The following is a 23,664-nucleotide window of genomic DNA, read 5'->3' as shown; positions in this document are numbered from 1 at the left end:
TCAGCCAACGCGCGAAAACCCAACGAGGAACCAACATGTTTGCCAACGCATATAAAGGACGCCGGGTCTTTGTAACCGGACACACGGGATTCAAAGGTTCATGGCTTGCGGCATGGCTGACCCAGATGGGCGCAGTGGTCGGCGGTTTTTCTGACTGCGTGCCCACCACTCCCTCGCACTACACCGCCATGGATCTTTGCGCGCACCTCGAGGCCGATGTACGCGGCGACATCCGCGACCGCGAGAGCATGATCAAGGCCATGCGCCAGTTCCGCCCCGATGTGGTCTTCCACCTTGCGGCGCAGGCACTGGTGCGCAAGTCGTATGACGACCCGGCCCTGACCTTTGAAGCCAACATGATGGGCACTCTCAACGTGCTTGAGGCTGTGCGCGCCTGCCCCGATGTGCAGGCCGTCATCATGATTACTTCCGATAAATGCTACCGCAATGATGAATGGGTCTGGGGCTACCGCGAAACCGACCACCTCGGCGGGCACGACCCCTACTCCGCCTCCAAGGGCTGCGCGGAAATCATCGCCCACTCCTATTTTGAAAGCTTTTTCAAGGAGGGCCCAGCCTGCGCCACCGTGCGCGCCGGCAATGTGATTGGCGGCGGCGACTGGGCACAGGATCGCATTGTGCCCGACTGCGCCCGCGCATGGGCCGCCGGGCAGCCTGTGCAGATCCGCAGCCCGTGGTCCACGCGCCCCTGGCAGCTGGTGCTGGAGCCTCTTTCCGGCTACCTGTGGCTTGGCGCGCGTCTGCTGCTGGGCCTCAACGAGCCTTTCAACCTGCGCGGTCAGGCCTACAACTTCGGCCCTGCGGCAGACGTCAACAACACCGTCGCCGAAGTGGTGGATGCCCTTGCCCTGCACTGGCCCGGCTTTGCCAGCGAAATGGACAAGAATGGTCAGGCTGGCATGAAAGAATGCACCCTGCTCAAGCTCTGCTGCGATAAAGCGCTGGCGCATCTGGGCTGGAAGGCCACCCTCACCTTTGAGGAAACCATCCGCTACACCGCCGAATGGTACCACTGCTTCTATCGGGGCCAGAACGGCAAACAGCCCCAGAACATGCTCGACTTCACCCTTGGGCAGATCGCGGCCTACGTCAACGCGGCCGAACAGCGCAATCAGGTGTGGGTAAAGTAATGAATACGGAAGAAATGACTGCGCAGGATGTGGGCATTGCAGGCGCACTGCTGCACCCCCTGAAGGTCATTCCGACAGAAGGCGGGCCGGTGCTGCACATGCTGCGCCCCGGTTCGCCCCTGTTGCCAGACTTCAGCAAGGGCTTTGGCGAAATCTATTTTTCAGAGGTGCTGCCCGGCCACGTCAAGGCATGGAAGCGCCACACCCGCCAGACCCAGCACTTTGCCGTGCCTTCCGGCCTGCTGAAAATCGTGATGTATGACGACAGGCCAGATTCCGAGACGCGCGGCGTTTTGTGCGAACTGGCCCTTGGCAGACCGGAACACTACGGCCTGCTGCGCATCCCCGTGAACGTGTGGTACGGCTTTACGGCTATGGGTGACGCCCCGGCGCTCATCTGCAACTGTGCCGACATCCCCCACGACCCCACTGAAGGGCAGCGACTGCCCGCCGATGACCCTTCCATTCCCTACACATGGAGTGAAGGAGGCGTATAACATGCGCTGCGGCGATCTTTTGCGCGAGGCATGGGTTCCCCGCCCTGCCCTCGCGCCAAAGCTTACTTTCCGCCAACAGGCAAGGGCGTGGTGGCAGGCCTGCCGCCCGCCTTTTTTCATTACGGCGGCTATTCCGGTTACTCTGGCTCTGGCACTGACCTTTCGCCTGCAAGGGAGCATCCGGCCAGGGCAGTGGGCAACCTACGCCCTGCTGCTGGCTGGCTGCTTTATGGGCCTGACCATTGCCAATCTGGCCAATGACCTCTTTGATCATATTCTTGGCGTGGACGGCGGCGACAACATCGGCGGCTCGCGCGTCATCCAATCCGGCCTTATCAGCCCGCGCCAACTGTCCATTGTTCTGCTCCTGCTTACCCCGGCAACGCTTGCCGTGGGCGGCCTGCTGATTCTGGGGCTGGCCCCGGCCCTGCGGCCTGCGCTCTGGGCATTGAGCGTGTTCGCGGTGGGTTCCGCCGTTTTTTACGTGGCGCCGCCCATCCGCTACGGGCATCGCGCCCTGGGCGAAGTTTTTGTATGTCTGAACATGGGCTTTATCATGGTGAGCGCCAGCGCCACTCTGCTGCTGGGCCGTTTTGAACCGTGCAGCCTTGCGCTGGCATTGCCCGTGGGCCTGATGGTGGCGGGGGTGCTGTACTACCAGAGCCTGCCGGAAATCGAAACTGATCTGGCGGCAGGCAAGCATACTCTTGCCAATACTCTGGGCAAGGCCGGAGCATTTTTGCTGTTCCGCCTGTGGTGGCCGCTGGTGTGGCTGCTGCTGTGCAACCTGTGGGCAGCGGGGCTGGCGGGCTGGCCGGTGGTGCTGTGTCTGACGGGCCTGCCCTTTTATCTGGCCGCCTGCCGCCGCATCCGCCTTGCCGGGGATGGCGACTGGCTGCCGCTGGACGCTCACGGGCCTCTGGTGCGCAAATGCTACCTCATCAGCGGCGCGGCACTGATACTGGGTGTGCTGCTGTAAAACGCTCACTGCTGCAATCAACTGAAAAAGGGCATTCCTGGTTGCCGGTTTATACCAGCAATCGGGAATGCCCTTAAAAATGCATACAGACCTGTTTAAGCCGGAGATTTACCGGCTTTTTTTGCGCCTTTAGTTACGATGCGGGCAGTCAATCATTGAAAATATTTCTTTGTTTCCGCTATGACTATGGGGCTTAGCACCAATAGTGCAATAAGGTTGGGAAAGGCCATACAGGCATTGGTGATATCGGCCATATACCAGATAGGCCTGATGGACAGATACGGGGCAACCGCTACGCACAAAATATACAGTATTTTGTAGCTCATTACGTATTTTACCCCGTCCGTAAGATACACAACGCACCGTTCGCCGTAGTAATTCCAGCCAATGATTGTTGTAAACGAAAAAAATACCAGCCCGATGGAGACTACGTACATCCCCATGTCGCCGGACATACCAGCATTGAATGCGGCGTTGGAAAGGATACCGCCGTCAAGCGTAGAACTTTCCAGCAAACCAGAGGTGATAATAACCAGCCCCGTCATGGTGCAGATGACAATGGTCGTGAAAAACACGCCGGTCATGGCAATCAGGCCTTGCCGCACGCCGGAATCAGACTTGGCTGCGGCCACCACAATGGGGGCGCTGCCAAGCCCGGCTTCGTTGGTATACACACCTCGGGCAATGCCGGTGCGCATGGCGGTCATTACAGAAACTATGACAGCGCCGGTAGCGCCGCCAGCCACGGCAGTCGGCTCAAAAGCAGACTTCACAACCAGAACAAAAGCTCCAGGAAGCGCCGCCGACTGGTTGAACAGCACATAGGCCGAAGCTGCAACGTAAAAGGCCGCCATCAGCGGCACAACAAATTCAGCCACGCTGGAAATGGACTTGATGCCGCCAAGAACAACGGCGGCGGTGGCAATTGTCACAACAGCGCCCACCAGTGAGATCGGCATATTAAAGGCATTGCTGACTGATTCCGTGATCGCATTGACCTGCGGGAATGTGCCGCAGCCCATCAGGGCTGTCACCGCGCCAAAAAATGCAAACAGCTTGGCAAGCCACTTCCACTTAATGCCCATGCCCTGCTCAATGTAGTACATGGGGCCGCCAGCCACTTCACCATTCTCGTCTATGGAGCGGTATTTGATGGCCAACACGCCTTCAGCGTACTTTGTGGCCATGCCAAGAACTGCCGAAACCCACATCCAGAAGAGCGCGCCCGGCCCGCCCACACGCAGGGCGGTTGCCACGCCAACAATGCTGCCTGTGCCAATGGTTGCGGCCAGCGCCGTGCAGAGGGAAGCAAATGCGGAAACATCGCCCACACTGCCTTCTTCTTTTTCAAAAATATAACGAATGGCTTTGGGGAGATGGATAAACTGAAGAAATCCCAACCGGAGAGTATAATAAAGCCCGGTAATCAGGAGAAGGATCATGGTTGGGGGGCCCCAGACAATTTCCTGAATTTGTTGCAGCACGCCAATAAGACTTTCCATACACACTCTAATTTTCTTAAATATTTGGTGAGTTGAAGAAAATTTGCTATAAGATGCCACGTCCCGCGCACATGCCACCGCAAGGCATGTCCCGGCTATTACGAGCAGCATCTCACCACCATAGCAATGTATATCACCGCTATGAGAATAGGCCGGGCTGTTGTGATATGCGACTTTTTGCCATTCCGCAACTCCCGTTTTAATCTACTGCGATATCCACACTCAAACAGCCTGGCTTCCCCCTACCAGGATATTCACGCTTGACCAGCTTTCATTCCGCAACTTTTGGGGAAAATGCATATAGCGTCCACAATTCACCAGCAAGTTGCATGCGTCATCTAGCGCATGCTGCAACAAAAAGTGGGGATACGGCGACCGTATCCCCACGCATAAAAAAGCTACCAAGCCTGTCAGTCAAAGAGGCGCGATAACGCCCTCCTGTCACTTGCTCAGTTGCTCCGCCTTTTTCATCAGGCTGAAATTGCGCATTTCAGAAATGCCCAATCCAAGCAGCGTCAGGGCTGTTCCGAGCGCAGCCATCCAGGTAATCTGCTCATGCAGCACCAGAACAGCAGTAATCACCGTGACAACGGGAATAAGGTAGATGTACACGCAGCTTTTGACAGCCCCAAGCCTCTGAATGGCAAACGTCCAGGCCACAAAACACAGGGCGGACGCCCCCAGCCCCAGAAACAGCAGGTTGAGGCTGTTAACCGAATTTTCCAGCCGTTCCAGCCCCAGATGAAATTCCATAAATGGCAGGCAAGGCAGCATGAACAGCAAGCCGTAGAAAAAGCAGCGCTTTGTGACCAGCAGGCTGTTATAGCCAAAGACCAGGAGCTTGCGCGTCAAAATGGAATACCCTGCCCAGGAAAGCCCGGCCAGCACGGCAAGTATATCCCCCAGAGGATTGAGACGCAGTTGCGTGCTGCCGCTAAAGCTGATGAGGCCGATGCCGAGCATGGCAGCCACAAAGCCCAAAAAGAAATTCAGCCCCGGGCGCTCGGCCCGCAGCAGCCAGAAGGCCAGCAAGCCTGCAAAAAATGGCGATATGGCAACAATCACGCCCACATTTGAGGCAAACGTATAAGTAAGAGCGATATTTTCAAGCAGAAAATACAGGGTCACGCCGCACAGCCCAGCCAAGGCGAACAGCACTTCCTGCCGTTTGTCCGTAATGCGCAGCAAGCGCGGGCAGGCAAGCCACAAGGCCACATAGCCCAGCAAAAAACGGAAAAAAAGAATCTCCACAGGCGTAAAAGCCCGCAACAGAACCTTTGTGGAAATAAATGTAATGCCCCACACGACAATGCAGAACAATGCCGCCATGTGACCTGCGACAGATTTACTGAGCATTGGAATCACCAATTCAGAGCTTGTCCCGAAACAGGCAGGCAGCGCGAAACGGGGAGGGAATAAACAGAAAGGATACCGCGCCGCAGCCTAAAGGCCGCTACGCAGAGCGATACCGGGGCCGCCCGACTGCCGGGGGCCCCGGTAAAAATCAGTTACGACGCTGGTCGGCCATGCCCAACTCAATGAGCCTCTCAAGCAACTGGCCAAAGTCGAGCCCCACGGTGCGGGCCTCGCGCGGCACAAGGCTGGTGGCCGTCATGCCCGGCAGGGTGTTTACCTCAAGTATGGTCAGGCTGTCGTCCGGGCCAAGAATAAAATCAGCCCGACTGTAGCCGCTCAGGCCAAGAGCCTTGTGCGCCGCAAGGGCAAGCTCCTGCACACGGGCGGTCAGCGCTTCGCTAATTGGCGCAGGGCATATCTCGCGCGCTCCGTCCTTGGCGTACTTGCTTTCATAGTCAAAAAAATCGCCAGCCACAGGCTCAATAAGAATGGGCGGCAGTGCTTCCTCGCCCAGAATGCCGCAGGTCACTTCCCTCCCTGCGAGCACGGGTTCCATGATGACCTCGTCGCCAGCGGCAAAAATGGATGCCAGCACTGCGTCAAGCTCGGCCCGGTTGCTGGCGCGGCCCATGCGCAGCGAAGACCCGCCCGTATTGCTTTTGACAAAGAGCGGATAGAGCAAGCGCGGCTGCCAGCCTGCCTCAGGGGCGCAAGGCAAAAATTCCCAGTCTGCCGTGGGCAGGCCCGCCTGCCGAAATATCTGCTTGGCAGCACTTTTGTTGAGCGCCAGGAAAGACCCCGCAGGGCCGGAACCTTGATAGGGGCAGCCCACCCGCTCAAGCATGGCCTGCACAAGGCCGTCTTCGCCGGGTGCGCCGTGCAGGTTGATGAGCGCAAAATCGTGCGCGGCTGCTGTCTCAAGCAGGCAGTCAAAGCCCGAAAGCAGGTCAAAAAACGTTACCGAATGGCCGCGTTGCGCAAGCGCCTCCTGCATGGCGCGCGCCCCGTTGAGCGAAACTTCGCGCTCAGTGGACCACCCGCCCGCAATCAAAAGAATTTTCATGTAAGGCCCATCCCAGCTGCGCCTCAAGGGCGCTTTCAATATTTTTTCCCTGTCTGTAGGCAACGCCAATGCCCTCGCGCGCAGCCTCGGTACGGCCATAGCGCTCAAGCAGATCTTCGTAGCGTTCTTCAAGCGTTACGCAGGCATCGTGCCTGATGCGCTTGTCGGCATAGATCACAAAAAAAGGCAGTGAACAGATTTCCGGCCCCTGGGGCAAGGCCCACGGCCACCACACGTGCATCATCACGCCCTGCGCAATGGCATAGTTACCCGTTTCAGCCACGGTCCAGGCTGCGCCCACCTGTGCATGGCTGCCGCCGTGCTTGACGCAGTAGGTCTTGGCAATGTCGTGCAAAAGGCCGCCAGCGCGAACCTCGGGGACGCATACGGCAAAGCCCCTGTCTGCCGCCCGCTGGGCCAGCGTGGCTGCCACATGCGCCACCAGCAGAGAGTGCCGCCGAATATTCGGCAGCATGCCGTATTTGTCCCACAGGGCCGAGCATGCGGCTTCACTGGGTACGGGCCGCAGAGCGCCCGCGCTGCAAAGCGATGGCAAGGGAGGCAGATCGGCCAGAGGCCGGTTGCTTTCTTTCAGAGGGGGCTGCGCGCCGGAATTAGTGTTCATCCTCAAAGTATGCCACCGCAATAAAGGGATGGCAAGATTGTCATTGGTGGCCTTCAGTTGGCGGCAGATACACCCCGGATTCCATCCATGCTTTTCCGGCACAGAGCACTGCCGATCATTGATGCCTGCCTGGGCGGGTTTTGCGCGCAAAAAATCCCGCTGCCCAGAGGACAACGGGATGGTGGTACATGGATAAATTTAAACCGTCAGTTTGCAGGCTTAACTGGCTTTGGAGCCTTGCTCACCGGTTTGGCAGCCTTGGCCGGAGCGGCTTTACCAGCTTTTGCCGGGGCAGGCTTGCCCGCAGCGGCCGGGGCTGCCTTGGCCGAGGCCTCGGGCGAGGGCGCGCCGTTGATCATGTCTGACAGGGCCAGAATGGTATTGGCATAGATGGCGGCATGATTGTAAGCCATGAGTAGCTGATGCTGCCGTGTGCGCGGCAGGCCCGACTTCCAGCCATGCTTGGCCAGATAGTTGGAAAGACTTGCCACAGCATCGGGGATGGTGAACAGATCAACCTTGCCATCGCCATCACCGTCCGCGCCGTACATGGCGATATTGGAGGGCATGAACTGGCACAGGCCCACAGCACCGTAGATGGAACTCGGCAGATGGTGCGGATCGATATTATCGCGCAGCATATGCTCCACCAGGGCCTTAACTTCCTTGTAGGCCCAATCCGCCCGTTTGGGCATGATTTCGGCAAACCAGTCGAGATGCTCCTGATAGCTGGGCATGCGCGGCAGCCAGTCAGGGATATCAGAAGGCTGACGCGTTACCGACATGCTGGCAAGCGTGTAAAAGGCGTTTTCCGGCACATCGGCCAGCACCTTGCCAAGACGGGTTTCCACAAACAGCAGGGATACCGCTATGGATGAAGGCACGCCAAAACGGGCCTCTGCCTGATCAAAGGCGCGCTTGTTCTGCGCCACAAACTGGCGGCACAACTGCACATTGGCATCGGTCAGCACGCCCTTGTAATACAGGGCCGCAGGCGCGGTGGAAGGCGGTTTGGGGAAAAATTTGCGGTTATACAGCTCGCGCATTTTTCTGCCCATGGGCGACTGCGTGGGCGTGGCGCTGAGCGTAGCCAGCAGGGCGTCCACCCGTGGGCCGGAAAGCCCGTCAGCCGCAAGCCGATCAGCCAAAGGCCGCCATGCCGGAGCTATGGCAGCGGAGCCTGCCGCTGGCTGCGGCTGGCTTTGCTGATACGACGGGGTATACGTTGGCGCAGGCGAGGGCGCATATGTTGGAGCTGGCGCGGCATAGGCTGGAGCCTGACTTTGCGGCTCTCCATAGCTTGGGGCTGCCGTAGTGCCCGCACCGTTGCTGCCCCCCGCATACCCACCGGAATAACCGCCTGAATAATTGGGGGTCGCGTAACCCTGCCCCGTGTTTGACGAAGCGGCAGGGGGTGCCCCAGCCGTGCTGTAGGAAGGCTGGCTTGCAGCAGGAGAGGACGGCAAATCATACGATGTAATACCGTCCCCACCGCGTGAGGCCGCTGTCTGCGCGCCGCTACAGGCGCACAGCAGCAGACAGCCCGCAAGACCGCACACCGACCAGGCTCTTCGGCAAAACGAATGAACGGCAAAAGCCGGTTGCAGCATCATTTTTCTACACTTCCTGCAACACCCACGCCACGCGGCCAAGCATGCGCTTGGCAAGCAGGCCCGCAGCCAACTGGGTTTCGGGGAAGCTTGCCGCCTCGGAGCGCAGCACATAGCCATCCTGGGTGCTGTTCAAAAACACCCTGCGCAGCACTACGCCCTCGTTGGGGGCAAAAATGGCATAGATGCGGCCAGACACCACATCCGTATCCATTGTATCCACACCCACGTGCGCCCCTTCCGAGATAAGTGGGGCCATGTTGGCGCCGCGCACCCGCAGCACCTGAAGGCCGTCACGGGTGAGCGAAAGCGGCAGCGATATCTTGCCCGCCAGGGCCAGGGCAGGACGGGGGGCATCATCATTGTAGACGCACTTGGCGTCGTACACGGAATGGATGCCGCCACGGGCCATGGCATCGCCATAGTGGGCAGCTGTCTCTGCAAGGGAGGCCGGTGCGTCTTCAGGCACATAGCCCTGCTCGGTGCGCAAGTACATGGGGCCTACACCCTGCTTGAGCCAGTCAGGGTTCAGCCCAAACTTCTCGAAGAGCTTCATGAACCAGTCACCGGGCACGGAATTGCGCCGTTTCGCATCGGAAATACTGGACTGACGAATGTCCAGAACCTCGGCCAGCTCAACCTGTGTACGGCTGTTGGTGGCCAGCTTGATGCGTTCATATATTTCTGCAAAACCGGGCATAACTCTTTGACTCCTGGCGTGGAAAACCACGCATCAATGTTGCTGATTGAGCAGTGGCGTTTCGTTGGAAAGCACCATCTTGCTGTTCTCTTTTAGTGATTTACGCATGGCGTCAAGCCAGCGTTGGTACGCATAGAACTGAGGGGCCTTGTTATAGGCCTGGGCGTAAACTGCCGCAGCCTTGGCATCGCCCAATCCTCGTTCAATCTGCGCGGCGCGCACCGCGTCTGCCAGAATAACCGCGCGCTGGCGGTCGGCATCGGAACGAATACGCGTCGACTCCTCTTCACCTTCCGAACGGTACTGCTTTGCCTGCCGTTCACGTTCGGCCCGCATGCGTCCAAAAATCGCACGCTGGTTTTCAGGTGGCAGGTCTGTACGCTTGATGCGCACATCCAGCACCTCGACTCCGTAGCCATGCATGAGGTCGGAAACCTTGTTGGTCACTTCCTTCATGATGGCCGCCCTGTGGGAGGACACGACCTCTGTAAGGGTGTACGCACCCACAAGCGCCCGCAGTTGCGAATAAACAACGTCGTCCAACCGCGCCTGCGCTCCGGGAATGGAACGCATGGTACGGTAAAACTGCAGGGGATCAATGATCTTCCAACGCGCATAGTTATCAAGAACTATGGCCTTTTTATCTACGGTAAAGGCCTCTCTTGAGCGCGCTTCATAGTCCAGAACGCGGGCATCGAAATAGACCACGTTCTGGATGAAAGGAATTTTAAAATGCAGACCAGGCCCGTACACGCGTGAAAGCGGTTCGCCCAGCTGCAGAACCAGAGCCTTCTGGGTCTGGTGAACAGTAAAGAATCCCTGGGTAACAACAATAAGCAGTACCAGAGCAACAAGAATCAGCACCAGAGGATTTTTACTCATTATTTCTTCTCCAGCATCTTGGGCGAAGCAGGAGCGCCGAAACCAGGCAAGGTGAGATAGGGCAACGCGCGGCCAGCAGCCGGATTGTCCATAAGCACCTTTTCGCTCGAGTTGGAAAGGATCTCTTCCACGGCTTCATAATAAAGACGCTGTTCCGTGACCTTGGGGGCCTTGTCGTGCTCGATGCGCAGGGCCTCAAAACGGGAGGCATCGCCCTCTGCGGTACGCATGCGAGTTGCGCTGTAGGAAGCGGCCTCGTTGCCCATGGCGGCAGCCTGGCCCCTGGCCTTGGGCAGCAGCTCGTTGCGGTAGGCTTCGGCCTCGTTGATGATGCGGCTCTTGTCCTCGCGGGCGCTTGCCACATCCTTGAACGCGTCAATAACTTCCTGCGGGGGGTGCACATCCTGCAACTGCACGGCCAGCACCTGTATACCCGCGCCGTAGCGGTCAAGCACGGTTTGCAGCAGCTGGGTGGCTTCGCTCTGAATTTTCAGCTTGCCATCGGTAATGGCAGAGTCGATCTGGCTGTTGCCGATGACCTCGCGCATGGCCGCCTCTGCGGCATTGCGCACCAGTGCGCCGGGTGCGGTGACATTAAAAAGGTATTCCACGGGGTCGCTGATCTTGTACTGCACACTGAACTGCACGTTGACGATGTTTTCATCACCCGTGAGCATGGAGGCTTCCTCCGGAATAGTGCGCAACTGCCCCTGCTGGAACGTGACCGCCTGCCCAACGGAGCGAAAGCCCACCTCGCTACGCAAAACCTGGGTCACCTGCGGTTTATATACTGATTCAATGGGAATAGGCCACGCGTAGTGCGGGCCGGGCCCTTCGGTGCGGTCATACTTGCCAAAGCGCAGCACAATGCCCTGCTCATCGGGATTAACAATATAAATACCCGAGAGAAGCCACAGAACCACAATGGCAAAACCCACCAGGCCAGCCGCCCTTCCGTTGGGAAAGCGCATGCGGGCTATTTTGGAAAAAGGATTTTCGCCACCGGGGCCACGGCCGTTGTTAAAAGGAGTGCGCTTGGCACGAGGGGTTTCTTCTTCCTGCCCCATATCGTCAGAATCCATATCCTGAGGAGGTCGGGGCGGAGGGTTAGAACCCTGCTTCTGCCTTTTTTCCTGAAGTTTGTCCCAGTCCCAATTCATAACGCAAACATGTCCTTTAAAGAATGCGTGATGTTATTGCCGAACAAAAAGTATCGGTCAGTAACTCACTAATATTATGGAGAAATAAGGAAGTTAAACATGGCACTACAGTGACGAGAACAATAAGGCTTTTCATCCCTTCTAATCGGGCATCTTGTACAATGTAGGCACATTCTGAAACAAAGTCAATATAACATGGCAAATTACTATGTTTTACAAGCAATACGGTAAAAATTACAGCTAATTGCAATTTAAAACAAAGGGAAGAACCGTTCCCGATTAGTGATCTTCAGATACGACGGGGTGCAACAAGCAAAAAACACACTTCTGCATCTCCTTTTTAGACTACGCGCGACACGTCAGCCCTCCAGCAGAATGACCGCTGAAAGGACAAGATCAAAAAAGGTGAGAGATTGTACACAAAAAATGGGCCGCCCGCTACTGGTGCGTGGCAATCCAACTTTTCAAAATAAAAACAGCCTAATAGGCCAAGGAAACAGCAGCAGATTTATCCGCGTTCACGCTGGGGCTGCGCAGGTTGGCTCCCGCCAGCGGCACAACCCGCACAGAATTGACCACATCCGCCCGCACATCAAAACCTGGGGTATAGGCAAACTGGCCGCTTTCTCCCATGCTTTCGCCGCGCCAAAGGGTAACTGCAAAGAACAGCGCGCAGCCAAAGAGCGCCGCGCTCAATGCCATATAGGGAACTGACCTTACACGATTGTGACCGTTCATGACGACTCCCTGCGGCAGCTTTTGCCGCCGCCAAGTTTTCGTCAGAACGATGCAAAAAATACGCCGAAAATTTTACTGACGCAGGCGGGTACACTCCTCCACAAGGCGCGTCAGTTCCGCATCGTCCGGCAGTTCCTTGAGGCCGGCCCGCGCATGCCCGATGGCGCGCACATATTCGCCCGCATCCATCATGGCCCGGGCCATCATGCCAAAGATGGCCTTTTCGTCCTTGTAGTGTTTGAGAGCCTCGGCAAAACAGGCATCAGCCTCTGACGGCTTACCCTCTGCCAAAAACTTTTTGCCGTCGCTGAAACCGTGGTCAAGGTTCAGCTTGCGCTGCAAGGCCGCCTGATATTCCTCTTCCTTTTCCTGTCCCTTCAGGGAGCGGTAAAGCTGCGAAAGAAGCTGGAGCAGATCTTTTTCCGCACCGGGAGTATAGACAAAGGCGGGCGCTCCGGCGGCTTTCAGCTCCGGATCAACAGCCAGATCCGCTACTGCGGCCCGAAAATCCCCCCGCAGATCAAGCGGGGCGCTCTGGCCGCCCAGTTCCTTGAGGGCCGAAATGGTTAGAAAGAGCGCCCGCTCCGTATCACGGCGCGCGCAACAGGCCTTGGCGCGGCCCAGGTCTTCTCTGACTTTACGTGCGTTCATCACAGCCCCTTATCAATTTTTGTTGCCTGCGCGTGCTTTTCAAGCACCTGCCGCATGGCGTCCGCCGTAGGCGCATCCAGTTTGTAGGACATGACATAATCCCGAAAACGGGCGTTCAGCCCTGCAGCCACCTGCGCAAGATCGCGCTGAAAATCCTTGTATTCCTTACGCTCTGCCAGCCGCACCCGGCCCTGCCCGTCCACATCGTCTACAACATAGCGCTGTAGTGGCGCAAGAGAGCGCAGGCCGGAAAGGTAGAGGATTTTATTCATGAACAGCTTGCCCATGCACAGGTTATCCCTGACGACCAGCTCGCGGTGCAGCCTGCGCTTGTCTATGCCGCGTGCGGCATAGGTTTCGCGCGCGTCATCGTCTTCCCTGATATTTTCAAAATACTCGGGCCCGAGGTAATAGTACTGCGGCAGGCCCGCCGCCTGCATGCGCAGGCCGTAATCACCGTCTTCGCCGCCGTAGAGGCCGTATTCCTCATTCCAGAAACCCAGCTTTTCAGAAACAGCCTGCGGCACAAGCACGGCCTGACCGGGCAGATTGCCCACGCACAGCCCAAGCTCACCGTGCGGGGTTTGCAGGCTGCCGGGAGTTTTGCGCAGCATTTCGCGGTTAAACGCGCCGCCAAGATTGGAGAGCGGCTGCCCGTGGCTCCACAGGGCCAGCAGGTCGCGCAGCCAGTGTTTGCGCACAATGGCTGTGTCGTTATCCAGCTTCATGTACAGCGGCGCGGGCACAAGCTGCCAGCCCACGTTGGCCGCGCAGGCCACGCCCATATTGCGCGGCAGCAAAAAAAGATTGTCGATCAAGCCCTCTGCCCGCAAGGCCAGCAGCTTTTTTACAAGCTCCGGCTCGCTGCCGTTGTCCACCACCGTGATATGGAACGGCACCTCGCGCGAGGTGGCTGCCAGGGCGCGGATGGCGCGCTCCGTGGCCGCAGGCCTGTTAAAAACCGGGATGGTCACGTTGCAGAGCGGCCCCTGCGGGCTCGCCCCGGTGCTGGGCTCGTGCATGTATGCTCCGCTGGCGCTGCTGCGCCCCGCAATCAGATGTGACAAACAGCAATGAATGCGTGATGGTAGATAACAGGCCCTTGTGCGTCAAGACGAGCAATTGACGCTACTGCCGTGCATTGGTAGGCTTGCCGCCGCAAACCCGCCGCCTATTCTGCGGCAGGGATAAAGGAGAACCATGGCGCGCGTACTTTACGGCATTCACGGCACAGGTCACGGGCACGCCATGCGCGGCCTGACCATAGCCCGCCGCCTTTCACGGCACGAATTTCTTTTTGTGGCGGACGACGATGCCCCAAAAATTCTTGAGCCGGAATTTCCCGTGCGCCGACTGCCCAACCTGGGCACGGTGTTCAAGGACTACAAGGTAGACATGGCCGCCACCATCAGCCGGGCCCTGCCCCTGCTGTGGCACAGGCAGCGCTACATTGATCAGGTGTCGCGCCTCATTGATGAATTCCAGCCCGATGTCTGCATGACAGATCTGGAATATTTTGTGCCGCGCGCCGCCGAAAAAGCCGGGCTGCCCTGCCTGACCCTCGACCATCAGCACATCATCACCTGCTGCCAGCACAACCTGCCGCCCAACATGTGGTGGGATACCTTTGTGCAGGGCCTCACCCCGCGCTATCTCTTCCGCCCCACGGCGGAAAACCTCATCATATCTTTCTACTCGCCGCCTGTGCTGCCGCAGTACAAGGCGCGCGTGGCCCCGCCCATCCTGCGCGACAGCGTGCTTGCGCTCAACCCGCGCGATGACGGCCACGTACTCGTATACCAGAGCAATTCCACCCACCGTAAACTGGTGGACTTTCTGCGCGCCGCCACGCGCAAAACCTGCTACGTCTTCGGCTATGACCGCACCGAAGGGCAGGAGGACAACGTTATCTTCATGCGCAAGAGCGAAGAAGGCTTTCTGCGACTGCTGGAAGGCTGCTCCTACGTTATCCAGGGCGGCGGGCATACCCTCATGGGCGAGGCCCTGCACCTGGGCAAACCCATACTCACCCTGCCCCTCAAGGCCATGGTGGAGCAACGCTTCAACGCGCTCTATATTGAACGCCTGAACTACGGCATGCAGGCCGACATGCACACGCTGGAACCGGAACTGCTCCAGCGCTTTGAGGCAAACCTGCCTGCCTACAAGGCGGCCATAGCCGCAGGAAACTTCTGCGGCAATGAAATGGTTTTCGGCCTTGTGGATCACTTTATCCGCAACGGCTCCCTGCCTGTGCACGGCAACCCCGCCGTGCAGGAATAACTCCGGCAAGCCGCTTTTTCAGCGCAACTCCAGGGCCAGACCTCCGGCACATCGGCGGTCTGGCTTTTTTCTGCCCTCCTCCGCCCTGCTCCATCGGTTTTTCCATCTATCTGTACTTGCAGCATAATATTTCTGGCATACTGTTGTACCAGCGCCGTCACACCTGAAGCAATGGCGTAATTGGCCGTTGCGCTTGTCATTTATTTTGAAAAAGTCTAGATTTCAGCAATATTTCCCACAAATCCACAAAAGAGGCTTTTACATGGACGGCATCCGCTATATTCACGCCGCCGATCTGCATCTGGACACTCCGTTTCAGGGGCTTTCCCGCACGGCTGCGCAGGGTGGGCATCTGGCGCGTCTGCTGCAAGAGGCCACCTTCAAGGCCATGGACCGCCTCTTCCGGCTTTGCGAATCAGACAAGCCGGATTTTCTCATATTGGCTGGCGACGTGTATAATGAGGAAAACCATAGCGTTAAAGCTCAGCTTAAACTGTGCGACGGCTGCCGCCGCCTGCGTGATGCCGGAGTGCGCGTTTTTCTGGCGCACGGCAACCACGATCCCCTTTCCTCAAGGCTGGCGGCTGTACAGTGGCCGGACAACGTCACTGTTTTCGGGCCGGATGCCGAAAGCCACACGGTTGAAAAAGACGGCAAGGTCGTGGCCGTTGTGCACGGCATCAGCCACGCCAAGATCAAGGAAGGCCGCAACCTGGCCCGCCTGTTCCGGCGCGACCAGCACCACGACTGCTTTCAGCTTGGCGTTCTGCACTGCACGGTCGAAGGCCAGAACAAGGCCGACCGCTACGCCCCCTGCTCGCTGGACGACCTCAAAAATACCGGGCTTGACGCCTGGGCGCTGGGCCATGTGCACGAGCGGGCCACACTTTGCACCACCCCTTTTATCGCCTACAGCGGCAACGCTCAGGGCCTGCACGTCAATGAGCCGGGGCCACGCGGCTGCCTGCGGGTGACGGCAAGCCCGCAACCGGGCGGCGGCTATGCCTGCAACGAGGATTTTGTGCGTCTGGGCCCTGTGCAGTGGGCCAGGGTGCAGATTGTGCTTGACGATGTGGCCCACCTCAACGAGGTGGAAAACAGAATGACCCGCGCGCTGGAACAGGCCGCCGAAGCCACTGACCCCGGCTGCGAGGCTCTGATGGCCCGCGTCGTTTTGCACGGGCGCACCCAGCTTGACGCCGCCCTGCGCGATGCCCCCAATCAGGAAGACCTTGCCGAACGGCTGTCGCACCTGCAAACAGGCACTCCCAGCGTGTGGATCAAGGACATGGTGGCCGAAACAAGCCCCGCCATTGACCGTGCCCAGTATCTGCAACGGGAAGACCTGCTTGGCGAAACCCTGCGGCTGGCCGAGCGCATGGCGCAAAGCAGCGACACCCTGCACGATGTGGCAACCCCGGCGCTGAAACAGGTCTATGACCACGGGCAGCTCCGCCATATTCTCACCCAACCCGACGATGCGCGTATGCGAGCCCTTCTGGAAGAGGCCGAACGCCTGTGCACGGATCTTCTGGAGGCACGCTGATGTATATCCAGTCCTTCCACATGGACGGTTTCGGTATTTTTTCTGACGTGAGTGTTGAAAATCTCTCGCCGGGGCTTTCCATTTTTCTGGGTGAAAACGAAGCGGGCAAGTCCACTTGCCTGGAATTTTTGCGCACCATGCTCATCGGCTATCCCGACCCGCGCAACAAGGAATACAAGCGTATCCCCGGCCCCCTGCGCGGCGGGCAGCCCGGCGGCAGCATGGAACTGCGCTCGGACGAACGCGGCATTCTGCGCCTTACCCGGCGGCCCGGCAGCAACGGCGGCGTACTCACCCTCACCGATCCGGAAGGCAAACCGCTGGAACCAGACATGCTGCGCCAGATGCTCTCCGGCGTGAGCCGCGATGTGTACCGCAACGTGTTCGGCTTCAGCCTCACAGAGCTTGAAGACCTCAACAGCCTCACTGACGAAGGCGTGCGCAACGCCCTGTACGGCGCAAGTTTCGGGCCGGGGCTGCGTTCGCCCGGCGAGGCGCTCAAGCTGCTGGACAAACAGGCCGATGAAATTTTCAAGAGCGGCGGCAGCAAGCCCGCCCTCAACGCCGCCCTGCGCCAGCTTGCCGAACTGCGGCAACGCAAGATCGAACTGGAACAGGAATGCGCCGGGTACGACAGCATGGCAATGGACCTTGCCGAAAAGCGCGACGATCTGGCAAATCTGCGCCACCGCAAACTCCAGCTTGAAGAAGAACGCCGCATCCTTGAACGCCGCCTTGGCGTGTGGTTGCAGTGGAACGAATGGCGCATGGCGGGCGCGCGCCTTGAGCGGCTTGACCCCATAAGCGCCACCTTTCCCGAAAACGGCAGGGAGCGCCTTGCCCGCGCGCAGGAGGCCCGCGAGGGCTGCGAGCGCCAATGGGCCGCGCAGATGGAAAAGCTCACCCGGCTGCGCCAGAGGCGTGACGAACTTGAGATCAACTATCCCCTGCTGGAGGCCCTGCCCGCCCTGCGCCGCATGGCAGAGCGCAAAAGCGGCTTCAGGCAGGCATTGAGCGCCCTGCCCGCACAGGAAGAAGCCCTGCTGCGCGCGCAGGAAGACCTCACCCGCGAACTCTCGCGCCTCGGGCCGGACTGGTCGTGCGACCGCATCCGGGCCACTGACCGCTCCCTCTTTGCCCGCGAGGACATTGAACGCCAGGGGCGGGAAATGCGCGCCGCAGCCTCGGCCCATCAGGCCGCCGTGGACAGCCTCACCCAGAGCAACCGCGAAGTGGAAAGCGCAGAGCGCGAGGTGGCCTCCAACACAGCCGCCCTTGATCTGCTGCCCGCGCCGCCCGCAGCGCTGGATGACGATGCCCGCGACAATTTGCGTCAGGCCCTTGCCCGGCAGGAAGAAGCCCGCCGCCAGCGTCCCCTGCGCCAACGCGCTGTGAACGAAGCAAAAACAACATTTTCCCGAGCTTTCAATCCCCTGCGGCTGGTGGTCAACGGTGCAAGTGACGGCGCTCAGGCAGAAGCCCTGCTTGATTCGCTCCTTTCGCGGCAGGAAGAAGCTCTCGCCCTTGCTGCCGATGTGCAGGAAAAAATGCGGCAGGCTGACGATGCCGCGCAGGACGTGCGCCAGGCGGAGGAACAGGTTGCCGCGGTCAAGGGCCGCGTGGAAGCCCTGCGCGAAGAACAGCGCCATATAAACGGCCCCACCCGCGAGGATCTTGACGGGCAAAGCCTTGCCCTGCGCAAGCTGCGCGCCCTTTCCGCCACCTTGGGCACGGAGCGTGAGCGGCTTGAAGAACTCAGCGCCCGCATCGGCAATGAGCCGCCTGTCACAAGAGTGAAAAATTTGCCCCTGCTGGTTCTGGGCCTTGCATTCTTTCTTGGCGGCGCGGGCATGCTGCTGGCTTACTGGCGCATGGGCATCACGAGCATTGGCCTCACGGCCGACATTGAGCTGCCCGTGAGCCTGTGGTCCGGCTATCTGCTGCTGCTCTGCGGCGTTGGCTTTATGGCTGGCGGCGTACCACACACTGGCGCGGAGGCAAAACGCCGCCAGATGGAACATCTGCAACTTCAGGGCAGACGCGATTCGTGCGCGGCCCACGTGGCGGAACTGGACGAGCAGGCCAACCAGCTTTGCGCGGCGGCTGGCGTACAGAGCATGGACCTGGTGACGCTTGAGGCCAGGGAAGTGCTGCTTGAACACGAACGCGAGCAATGCTTTGAAGAAGAACGCGCCCGCAAGGACATGGACGAACTGAAGCACGCCATGGATCTCGCCCGCACGGAAGTGAGCAAAAGGCAGGCTGTGCGCTCCGAGGTAGAAGGCATTGTGCAGCAGACCCGCCGCCGCTGGCACGAATTCATGCTGGCCCTGCACGTGGCCAATGTGCCCTCGCCCGAGGGTGCGGCTGCCTTTTTTGCCAGGGTGGAATCAGCACGGCTCGCCTTTGGCGGCGTTGCCGCCGCCGATGCGGAGCTGCAAACTCTGGATGACGACTTGCGTCAGACAGAAGCCCGCATGCGTCTGGTGCCTGCCGTGGCTGAACGCCTGCCCGCCAACGCGGATTCAGATTCACTGGCGGAGGCTGTGCGGCAGGTGCTTGAATCCTGCCGCGAGGCCGATGCCGCCCGCGAACTGCGTATCAAGGCCGAGGCCGCGCTGCAAAATTCACAGAGCGAACTTAACCGCGCCCGCACCCGCCAGGCAGAAGCCAGCGCGGAACAGCGTCAGGCGCAGGAGCGGCTCAACGAAGCGCGTTCGCAATGGACGGCCTGCTTGCATGATCTTGGCCTCGGCACCGACCTTGACCCGGAAACAGTGCGGGAAGCCCTGAAATACATGGAAAACTGCCTGGCTGCCGAGGCTTCGGTGCAGCGCGCCCAATCGCAGCTCAATCAGGGCCGTACAGAGCTGTCTGCCCTGCGCGACCCGCTGCAAGCCCTGCTGGCGGAGCTTGGCCTGCCGCCGCATCAGGATGCGGACAACCGCCCCGACTGGCTGCTCAGCCTTGATGCCGCGCTGGAAGCGGCGGAAGCCATGTCGCAGGCGCAGAGCCGCCGCCGCAACCTCGATAATGAAGTGACGGAAATGGAGGACGAGGCCCGCGCTGCGGAAGCCGCCCTTGAAAGCGCCCGGAGCGCGGAGCGCTCCCTGCTTGCCATGGCGGGTGCGCACGATGCAGAAGAATTTTTGCGTCAGGCCGCCCTGCACGAAGAACTGCGCGCCCTTACCCAGCGCCGTCAGGATCTGGAAGACGCCCTGCGGCTGGCTGCGGACAAAACACCCCTGAAGGAATTTCTCGATTCCTTCGAGCATGAGGATCAGGAAAGTCAGGAGCGCCGTAGCGCGACCATCAGCGAAGAACTGACTGGCATTCAGGAGCAGGAAGAAAATCTGGTCAAACGCGTTGCGGAACTGCGCAGCAAGGTGGACGCCCTTTCGCGCACCGAGGAGCTTTCACAGCTATTGCAGCAGGAGGCGGCCCTTGTGGAAGACATGGAGCGCATGGCCTTTGCCTGGAGCCGCGTGGCCCTTGCCCGCAGCATCCTTGAAACAGCCAAGCGCACCTTTGAGCGGGAACGCCAGCCAGAGGTCATTCGCCTTGCCTCAAGCATCTTCACCCGCATTACGGGCCAGCGCTGGCGCGGCATCAACGCCTCGCTGGAAGACGCCAGCCTCGCCATCCTGCCCGTGCAGGGCGAACCCATAGCGCCGGAAAATCTGAGCCGTGGCGCGCGCGAGCAGGCCTATCTGGCCCTGCGGCTGGCCTACATAAAAAATCATGCCCTGCATGCCGCGCCCCTGCCTGTGATCATGGACGAAGTGCTGGTCAACTTTGACCCGCAAAGGGCTGAGCGCACGGCGCGCGCCTTTGTGGAACTGACCGGCGGCAGCCAGGGCAAGGCCCATCAGCTGCTCTACTTTACCTGCCAGCCGCACATGGCGGAACTGCTGCGCAAGGCAGAACCCCAGGCCGCGCTGTTCCATGTGCAAGACGGCAGCATCAAGGCCGCATAAGCGCTAACAAATCCTCCTTCTGCACAGCGGGCGGGTGTTCCTTGGGAGCATCCGCCCCTATTTATTGGCAAAACCCTCAGTTCAACTCCGCACCGTCATATTCGCAGCCTAAAATCGATTAGCAATCTTTCTTTTCCAATTGAACATGTTAGGAAAAATACAATTTTTTGTACAATTTTTAATAATAAAATCAGCATGATATGATTTGAATTTGAAAAGTAATTTCATTTTTATTGACACACCGCTCTGCCTGTGACAGTGTACCGCCATGCACATTCAGCAAAGCGGAGATAAAAATATGGATCAGCAGCCGGTGTTTACCGATCATACGGGTTTAAGCCACCGTTTCAGCCACGACAACCTCCACATTTCCGTTTCTTCCCGCTTCGATCCTCCCCAGGCAACTGCGCTTATTGAGCTTCTTCAGTGCAATCAGGCAAACTGCAAACGCATTTTCATTGACGTGCGCCACGTAGCCAACCCACATCCTTCCGCCGTTGACGCCCTCAAGACCTCGCTCCTGCTGGGCGGTCTCAGCACAGAACGTATCGTATTCAAGGGCAAGAGCGGCTTTGACATGGCCGTTACCGGCAATCGCGTTCTCATCGAGCAAAAGAAAAAGCACGTCTGCAAGGGCAACTGCGCCAACTGCAAGTGCGGCCACCACAAGAACCACCACGCGGAAAACTGATCGCCCCCTCGCTTGCGGCAGATGGGGGCGTATTAGGCCAAGGACATGACCCTGCGGCTGCACGCCAAGCGCCAGCCCGCCAGGGATGTCTTCTGAAAAAATAACGCGCGCGTTGCAAGGGCCTGTGGCGTCTGCGACCGTTGCGCAAACCCTTTACGAGGAGAAAGGAATGAGTTCACGAGAAAGGAATGGTCTGAACCGCTTTAAAAAGGTGTGCATGGTCACACTGCTTGCAGCAGGCATGCTGATGGGCGTGGCCGGGGGGGCCAAGGCCATTGACTTCAAGGCCAAGGGCGAATGGCTGGTTGGTTTTGGCGTGGGCGAAGGCGTCCTCACCAAGAACACCAGAGACAAAGACGGAGCCAAGTCCAAAACCAACACTGAAGACCAGTTTGGCGCTTCCCAGCGCATCCGCCTCCAGTTGGACGCCGTGGCCTCCGAGGCCCTGTCCGGCACGGTGTATTTTGAAATCGGCGATCAGAAGTGGGGCAAATCAGGCGATGGCGCAGCTCTTGGCGCTGACGGGAACAACCAGGTCAAGGTTAAAAACGCCTACATCGACTGGCTGATTCCGCAGACTGACGCCCGCGTGCGCATGGGCCTCCAGGCAGCCGCAATGCCCAACGTGGCTGGCGGCTCCGCCATTATGGACTGCGATGTCGCGGCCCTGACCGCCAACTACAAGTTTAACGAAAACGTGGGCCTCACCTTTATGTGGGCGCGCCCGGTCAACGACAACTTTAATGGCGCGTTTGTTGACGGCAATGGCCGCTCCAGCACGGAAAAGACCAACTACCTCGACAACCTTGATCTGTTCATGTTCTCCATGCCCCTGAGCTTTGACGGTGTTGAAGTCACCCCCTGGGCCATGTACGGAATGCGCGGCAAAAATTCCCTGCGCGGCCTGGATGACGAAACCTACGGCTCGCCCTGGGAAACCAGCGACGGCAAACTTGGCCTCACCATTCCCGGCACCAACCCCGGCTTCAACTACGCCAACGGCCTGAACCCCCTCAACTCCTCCAGCACCAACAAGCAATACGGCTCCATGTTCTGGGCGGGTCTGCCGGTGGCCATCACCATGTTCGATCCCCTGAACATCGAATTCGACATCAACTACGGCTACTCCGAAGCCATGGGCCGCTACGATGTGCTCAAGCGCGGCGTGGAAAGCGTGCGCGCCAGCACCGAGCGTCAGGGCTGGCTGGCAAAAGCCCTTGTTGAATACAAGCTGGACTGGGGCGTTCCCGGCATCTTTGGCTGGTACGCCAGCGGCGACGACGGCAACGTGAAAAACGGCTCCGAGCGCATGCCTTCCATCGCTGGCGCGGGCAACTTCACCTCCTTTGTCGGCGACGGCAACCTTTCGTGGAGCCCGGTTGCCAATGGGTGCGACTGGAGCATGAGCTATGCCGGCACCTGGGGCATCGGCGCACAGCTGAAAGACATGAGCTTTATTGAAAACATCTCCCACACCTTCCGTCTGGCCTACTGGGGCGGCACCAACGCCACCTCCATGGTCAAGTACATGAAGGATGCCTCCTCCTGGCAGGCGGGCTACGGCGGCGACGGTCCCTATCTGACCACCAACGACGGGCTGCTGGAATTCAACCTCGTCAATACGTGGCAGGCCTACGAAAACCTGAGTGTGAATCTGGAACTCGGCTACGTTGCCAACATGATCGACAAGGACACATGGAAAAAGGCCGGTTACAACAACGGCGCTGGCAACGGCAGCTTTGACAAGCAGGACGCCTGGAAAGCCCAGGTTGTGTTCCAGTACAGCTTCTAAGCCTCTCTGCCTTTTGTAAGCGCCGTTCCCTTCCCGGCGCGCAGGCTTCGCCGCTTCCCTTTGCAGGGAAGCGGCGTTTCCTTTGCGGCAGCACGGCGCACCGCTGTGCAAAGTCACCTGCGCATGGGGTCCCCTTACGCGGCGCTCAGCTACTTATGGGCTTCATCCCAGGCGGCAAGCCCGCCCTCCACATACTGCACGTCAAAACCTTTCTGCCCCAATGCCGCCTGGACAGACTTGCTTACAGAGCCGCCCCGCACGCAATAGATGGCTACGGGTTTGTCCTTGGGCAGCTGCGCCGCCCACACGTCCACCTGCTCCGGGTCATGCCATGCGGCGCCGGGGATAGTGCGCGGGTCAGCCTCGTAATCAGCCCGCCTGCGCACATCGCAAACAGTCGCGGTATTGGCGGCCAGCATACCCTGAAGTTCCTGCGGCGTAATGGTTGCGTTCATACGTTC

General features: G+C 59.1%; 20 protein-coding genes. 8 read left to right on the top strand and 12 right to left on the bottom strand.

The features are described 5' to 3' along the window. Positions 1 to 35: 35 nt before the first annotated feature. Genes rfbG through ACUZ9P_RS07935 form a run of 3 tightly spaced genes read left to right on the top strand, consistent with a single transcriptional unit; the run spans position 36 to position 2,627 of the window. Positions 36 to 1,151 carry a CDP-glucose 4,6-dehydratase gene (rfbG, locus tag ACUZ9P_RS07945; protein WP_449249302.1) on the top strand — a complete coding sequence of 372 codons (1,116 nt, stop codon included), beginning with the start codon at positions 36 to 38 and terminating at the stop codon, positions 1,149 to 1,151. Continuing rightward, a complete protein-coding gene (locus ACUZ9P_RS07940) occupies positions 1,151 to 1,648 on the top strand; it encodes a dTDP-4-dehydrorhamnose 3,5-epimerase family protein (RefSeq protein WP_227118589.1) in 498 nt (165 codons plus the stop codon). The genes rfbG and ACUZ9P_RS07940 overlap by 1 nt, the downstream gene beginning before the upstream one ends. A 1-nt stretch (position 1,649) precedes the next feature. Then, positions 1,650 to 2,627, top strand: a complete 978-nt coding sequence (locus ACUZ9P_RS07935) for a prenyltransferase (protein WP_449249301.1) — start codon at positions 1,650 to 1,652, stop codon at positions 2,625 to 2,627. A gap of 152 nt (positions 2,628 to 2,779) precedes the next feature. On the opposite strand, the gene ACUZ9P_RS07930 is transcribed toward ACUZ9P_RS07935, so the two are convergent. The 11 genes from ACUZ9P_RS07930 to ACUZ9P_RS07880 form a co-directional block, all read right to left on the bottom strand. Then, on the bottom strand, positions 2,780 to 4,129 hold the full coding sequence (locus ACUZ9P_RS07930) for an alanine/glycine:cation symporter family protein (RefSeq protein WP_449249300.1): 1,350 nt from the start codon (positions 4,127 to 4,129) through the stop codon (positions 2,780 to 2,782). 441 nt (positions 4,130 to 4,570) lie between these two features. Further along, positions 4,571 to 5,485 (bottom strand): DMT family transporter, encoded by a 915-nt coding sequence (locus tag ACUZ9P_RS07925; protein WP_449249299.1) that lies wholly within the window; start codon positions 5,483 to 5,485, stop codon positions 4,571 to 4,573. Positions 5,486 to 5,633: 148 nt separating this feature from the next. Then, the gene (locus ACUZ9P_RS07920; protein ID WP_449249298.1) at positions 5,634 to 6,548 is read right to left on the bottom strand and encodes a D-alanine--D-alanine ligase family protein; all 915 of its coding nucleotides are present in this window, start codon (positions 6,546 to 6,548) and stop codon (positions 5,634 to 5,636) included. Next, positions 6,511 to 7,173, bottom strand: a complete 663-nt coding sequence (locus tag ACUZ9P_RS07915) for an HDIG domain-containing metalloprotein (RefSeq protein ID WP_449249297.1) — start codon at positions 7,171 to 7,173, stop codon at positions 6,511 to 6,513. The genes ACUZ9P_RS07920 and ACUZ9P_RS07915 overlap by 38 nt, the downstream gene beginning before the upstream one ends. Before the next feature lie 206 nt (positions 7,174 to 7,379). Continuing rightward, a complete protein-coding gene (locus ACUZ9P_RS07910) occupies positions 7,380 to 8,786 on the bottom strand; it encodes a lytic murein transglycosylase (RefSeq protein WP_449249296.1) in 1,407 nt (468 codons plus the stop codon). A gap of 4 nt (positions 8,787 to 8,790) precedes the next feature. Continuing rightward, positions 8,791 to 9,483: a LexA family transcriptional regulator gene (locus tag ACUZ9P_RS07905; protein ID WP_192112498.1), complete on the bottom strand. Its 693-nt coding sequence runs from the start codon at positions 9,481 to 9,483 to the stop codon at positions 8,791 to 8,793. Between the two features lie 33 nt (positions 9,484 to 9,516). After that, positions 9,517 to 10,365, bottom strand: coding sequence for a protease modulator HflC (gene hflC, locus ACUZ9P_RS07900; RefSeq protein WP_298992257.1), 849 nt, complete (start codon positions 10,363 to 10,365; stop codon positions 9,517 to 9,519). Continuing rightward, a complete protein-coding gene (gene hflK, locus ACUZ9P_RS07895) occupies positions 10,365 to 11,525 on the bottom strand; it encodes an FtsH protease activity modulator HflK (RefSeq protein WP_449249295.1) in 1,161 nt (386 codons plus the stop codon). The genes hflC and hflK overlap by 1 nt, the downstream gene beginning before the upstream one ends. A gap of 480 nt (positions 11,526 to 12,005) precedes the next feature. After that, positions 12,006 to 12,263, bottom strand: coding sequence for a hypothetical protein (locus ACUZ9P_RS07890; protein WP_298992251.1), 258 nt, complete (start codon positions 12,261 to 12,263; stop codon positions 12,006 to 12,008). 72 nt (positions 12,264 to 12,335) lie between these two features. After that, positions 12,336 to 12,914, bottom strand: a complete 579-nt coding sequence (locus tag ACUZ9P_RS07885) for a tetratricopeptide repeat protein (protein WP_449249294.1) — start codon at positions 12,912 to 12,914, stop codon at positions 12,336 to 12,338. Continuing rightward, complete coding sequence (locus ACUZ9P_RS07880; protein WP_449249293.1) at positions 12,914 to 13,936, bottom strand: glycosyltransferase; 1,023 nt, start codon at positions 13,934 to 13,936, stop codon at positions 12,914 to 12,916. Before ACUZ9P_RS07880 ends, ACUZ9P_RS07885 begins: the two co-directional genes overlap by 1 nt. Positions 13,937 to 14,114: 178 nt before the next feature. Between ACUZ9P_RS07880 and ACUZ9P_RS07875 the strand changes: the two genes are divergently transcribed. The 5 genes from ACUZ9P_RS07875 (at position 14,115) to ACUZ9P_RS07855 (ending at position 23,203) form a co-directional block, all read left to right on the top strand. Further along, the gene (locus ACUZ9P_RS07875) at positions 14,115 to 15,197 is read left to right on the top strand and encodes a glycosyltransferase family protein (RefSeq protein ID WP_298992242.1); all 1,083 of its coding nucleotides are present in this window, start codon (positions 14,115 to 14,117) and stop codon (positions 15,195 to 15,197) included. A 262-nt stretch (positions 15,198 to 15,459) separates the two neighbouring features. Beyond that, positions 15,460 to 16,743: a metallophosphoesterase family protein gene (locus ACUZ9P_RS07870; protein WP_449249292.1), complete on the top strand. Its 1,284-nt coding sequence runs from the start codon at positions 15,460 to 15,462 to the stop codon at positions 16,741 to 16,743. After that, a complete protein-coding gene (locus ACUZ9P_RS07865; RefSeq protein WP_449249291.1) occupies positions 16,743 to 20,720 on the top strand; it encodes an AAA family ATPase in 3,978 nt (1,325 codons plus the stop codon). Before ACUZ9P_RS07870 ends, ACUZ9P_RS07865 begins: the two co-directional genes overlap by 1 nt. A 298-nt stretch (positions 20,721 to 21,018) precedes the next feature. Next, the gene (locus tag ACUZ9P_RS07860; RefSeq protein WP_022658030.1) at positions 21,019 to 21,411 is read left to right on the top strand and encodes a hypothetical protein; all 393 of its coding nucleotides are present in this window, start codon (positions 21,019 to 21,021) and stop codon (positions 21,409 to 21,411) included. A gap of 169 nt (positions 21,412 to 21,580) precedes the next feature. Next, complete coding sequence (locus tag ACUZ9P_RS07855; RefSeq protein ID WP_449249290.1) at positions 21,581 to 23,203, top strand: outer membrane homotrimeric porin; 1,623 nt, start codon at positions 21,581 to 21,583, stop codon at positions 23,201 to 23,203. Positions 23,204 to 23,352: 149 nt separating this feature from the next. Here ACUZ9P_RS07855 and ACUZ9P_RS07850 read toward each other — a convergent pair whose 3' ends face one another. Then, complete coding sequence (locus ACUZ9P_RS07850) at positions 23,353 to 23,658, bottom strand: thiosulfate sulfurtransferase GlpE (protein ID WP_449249289.1); 306 nt, start codon at positions 23,656 to 23,658, stop codon at positions 23,353 to 23,355. Positions 23,659 to 23,664: the final 6 nt, after the last annotated feature.

It is taken from the genome of Desulfovibrio intestinivivus, from assembly GCF_053570665.1.
Note: the sequence above shows the minus strand (reverse complement) of the source record. Positions and strands in the feature narration are given on the sequence as shown.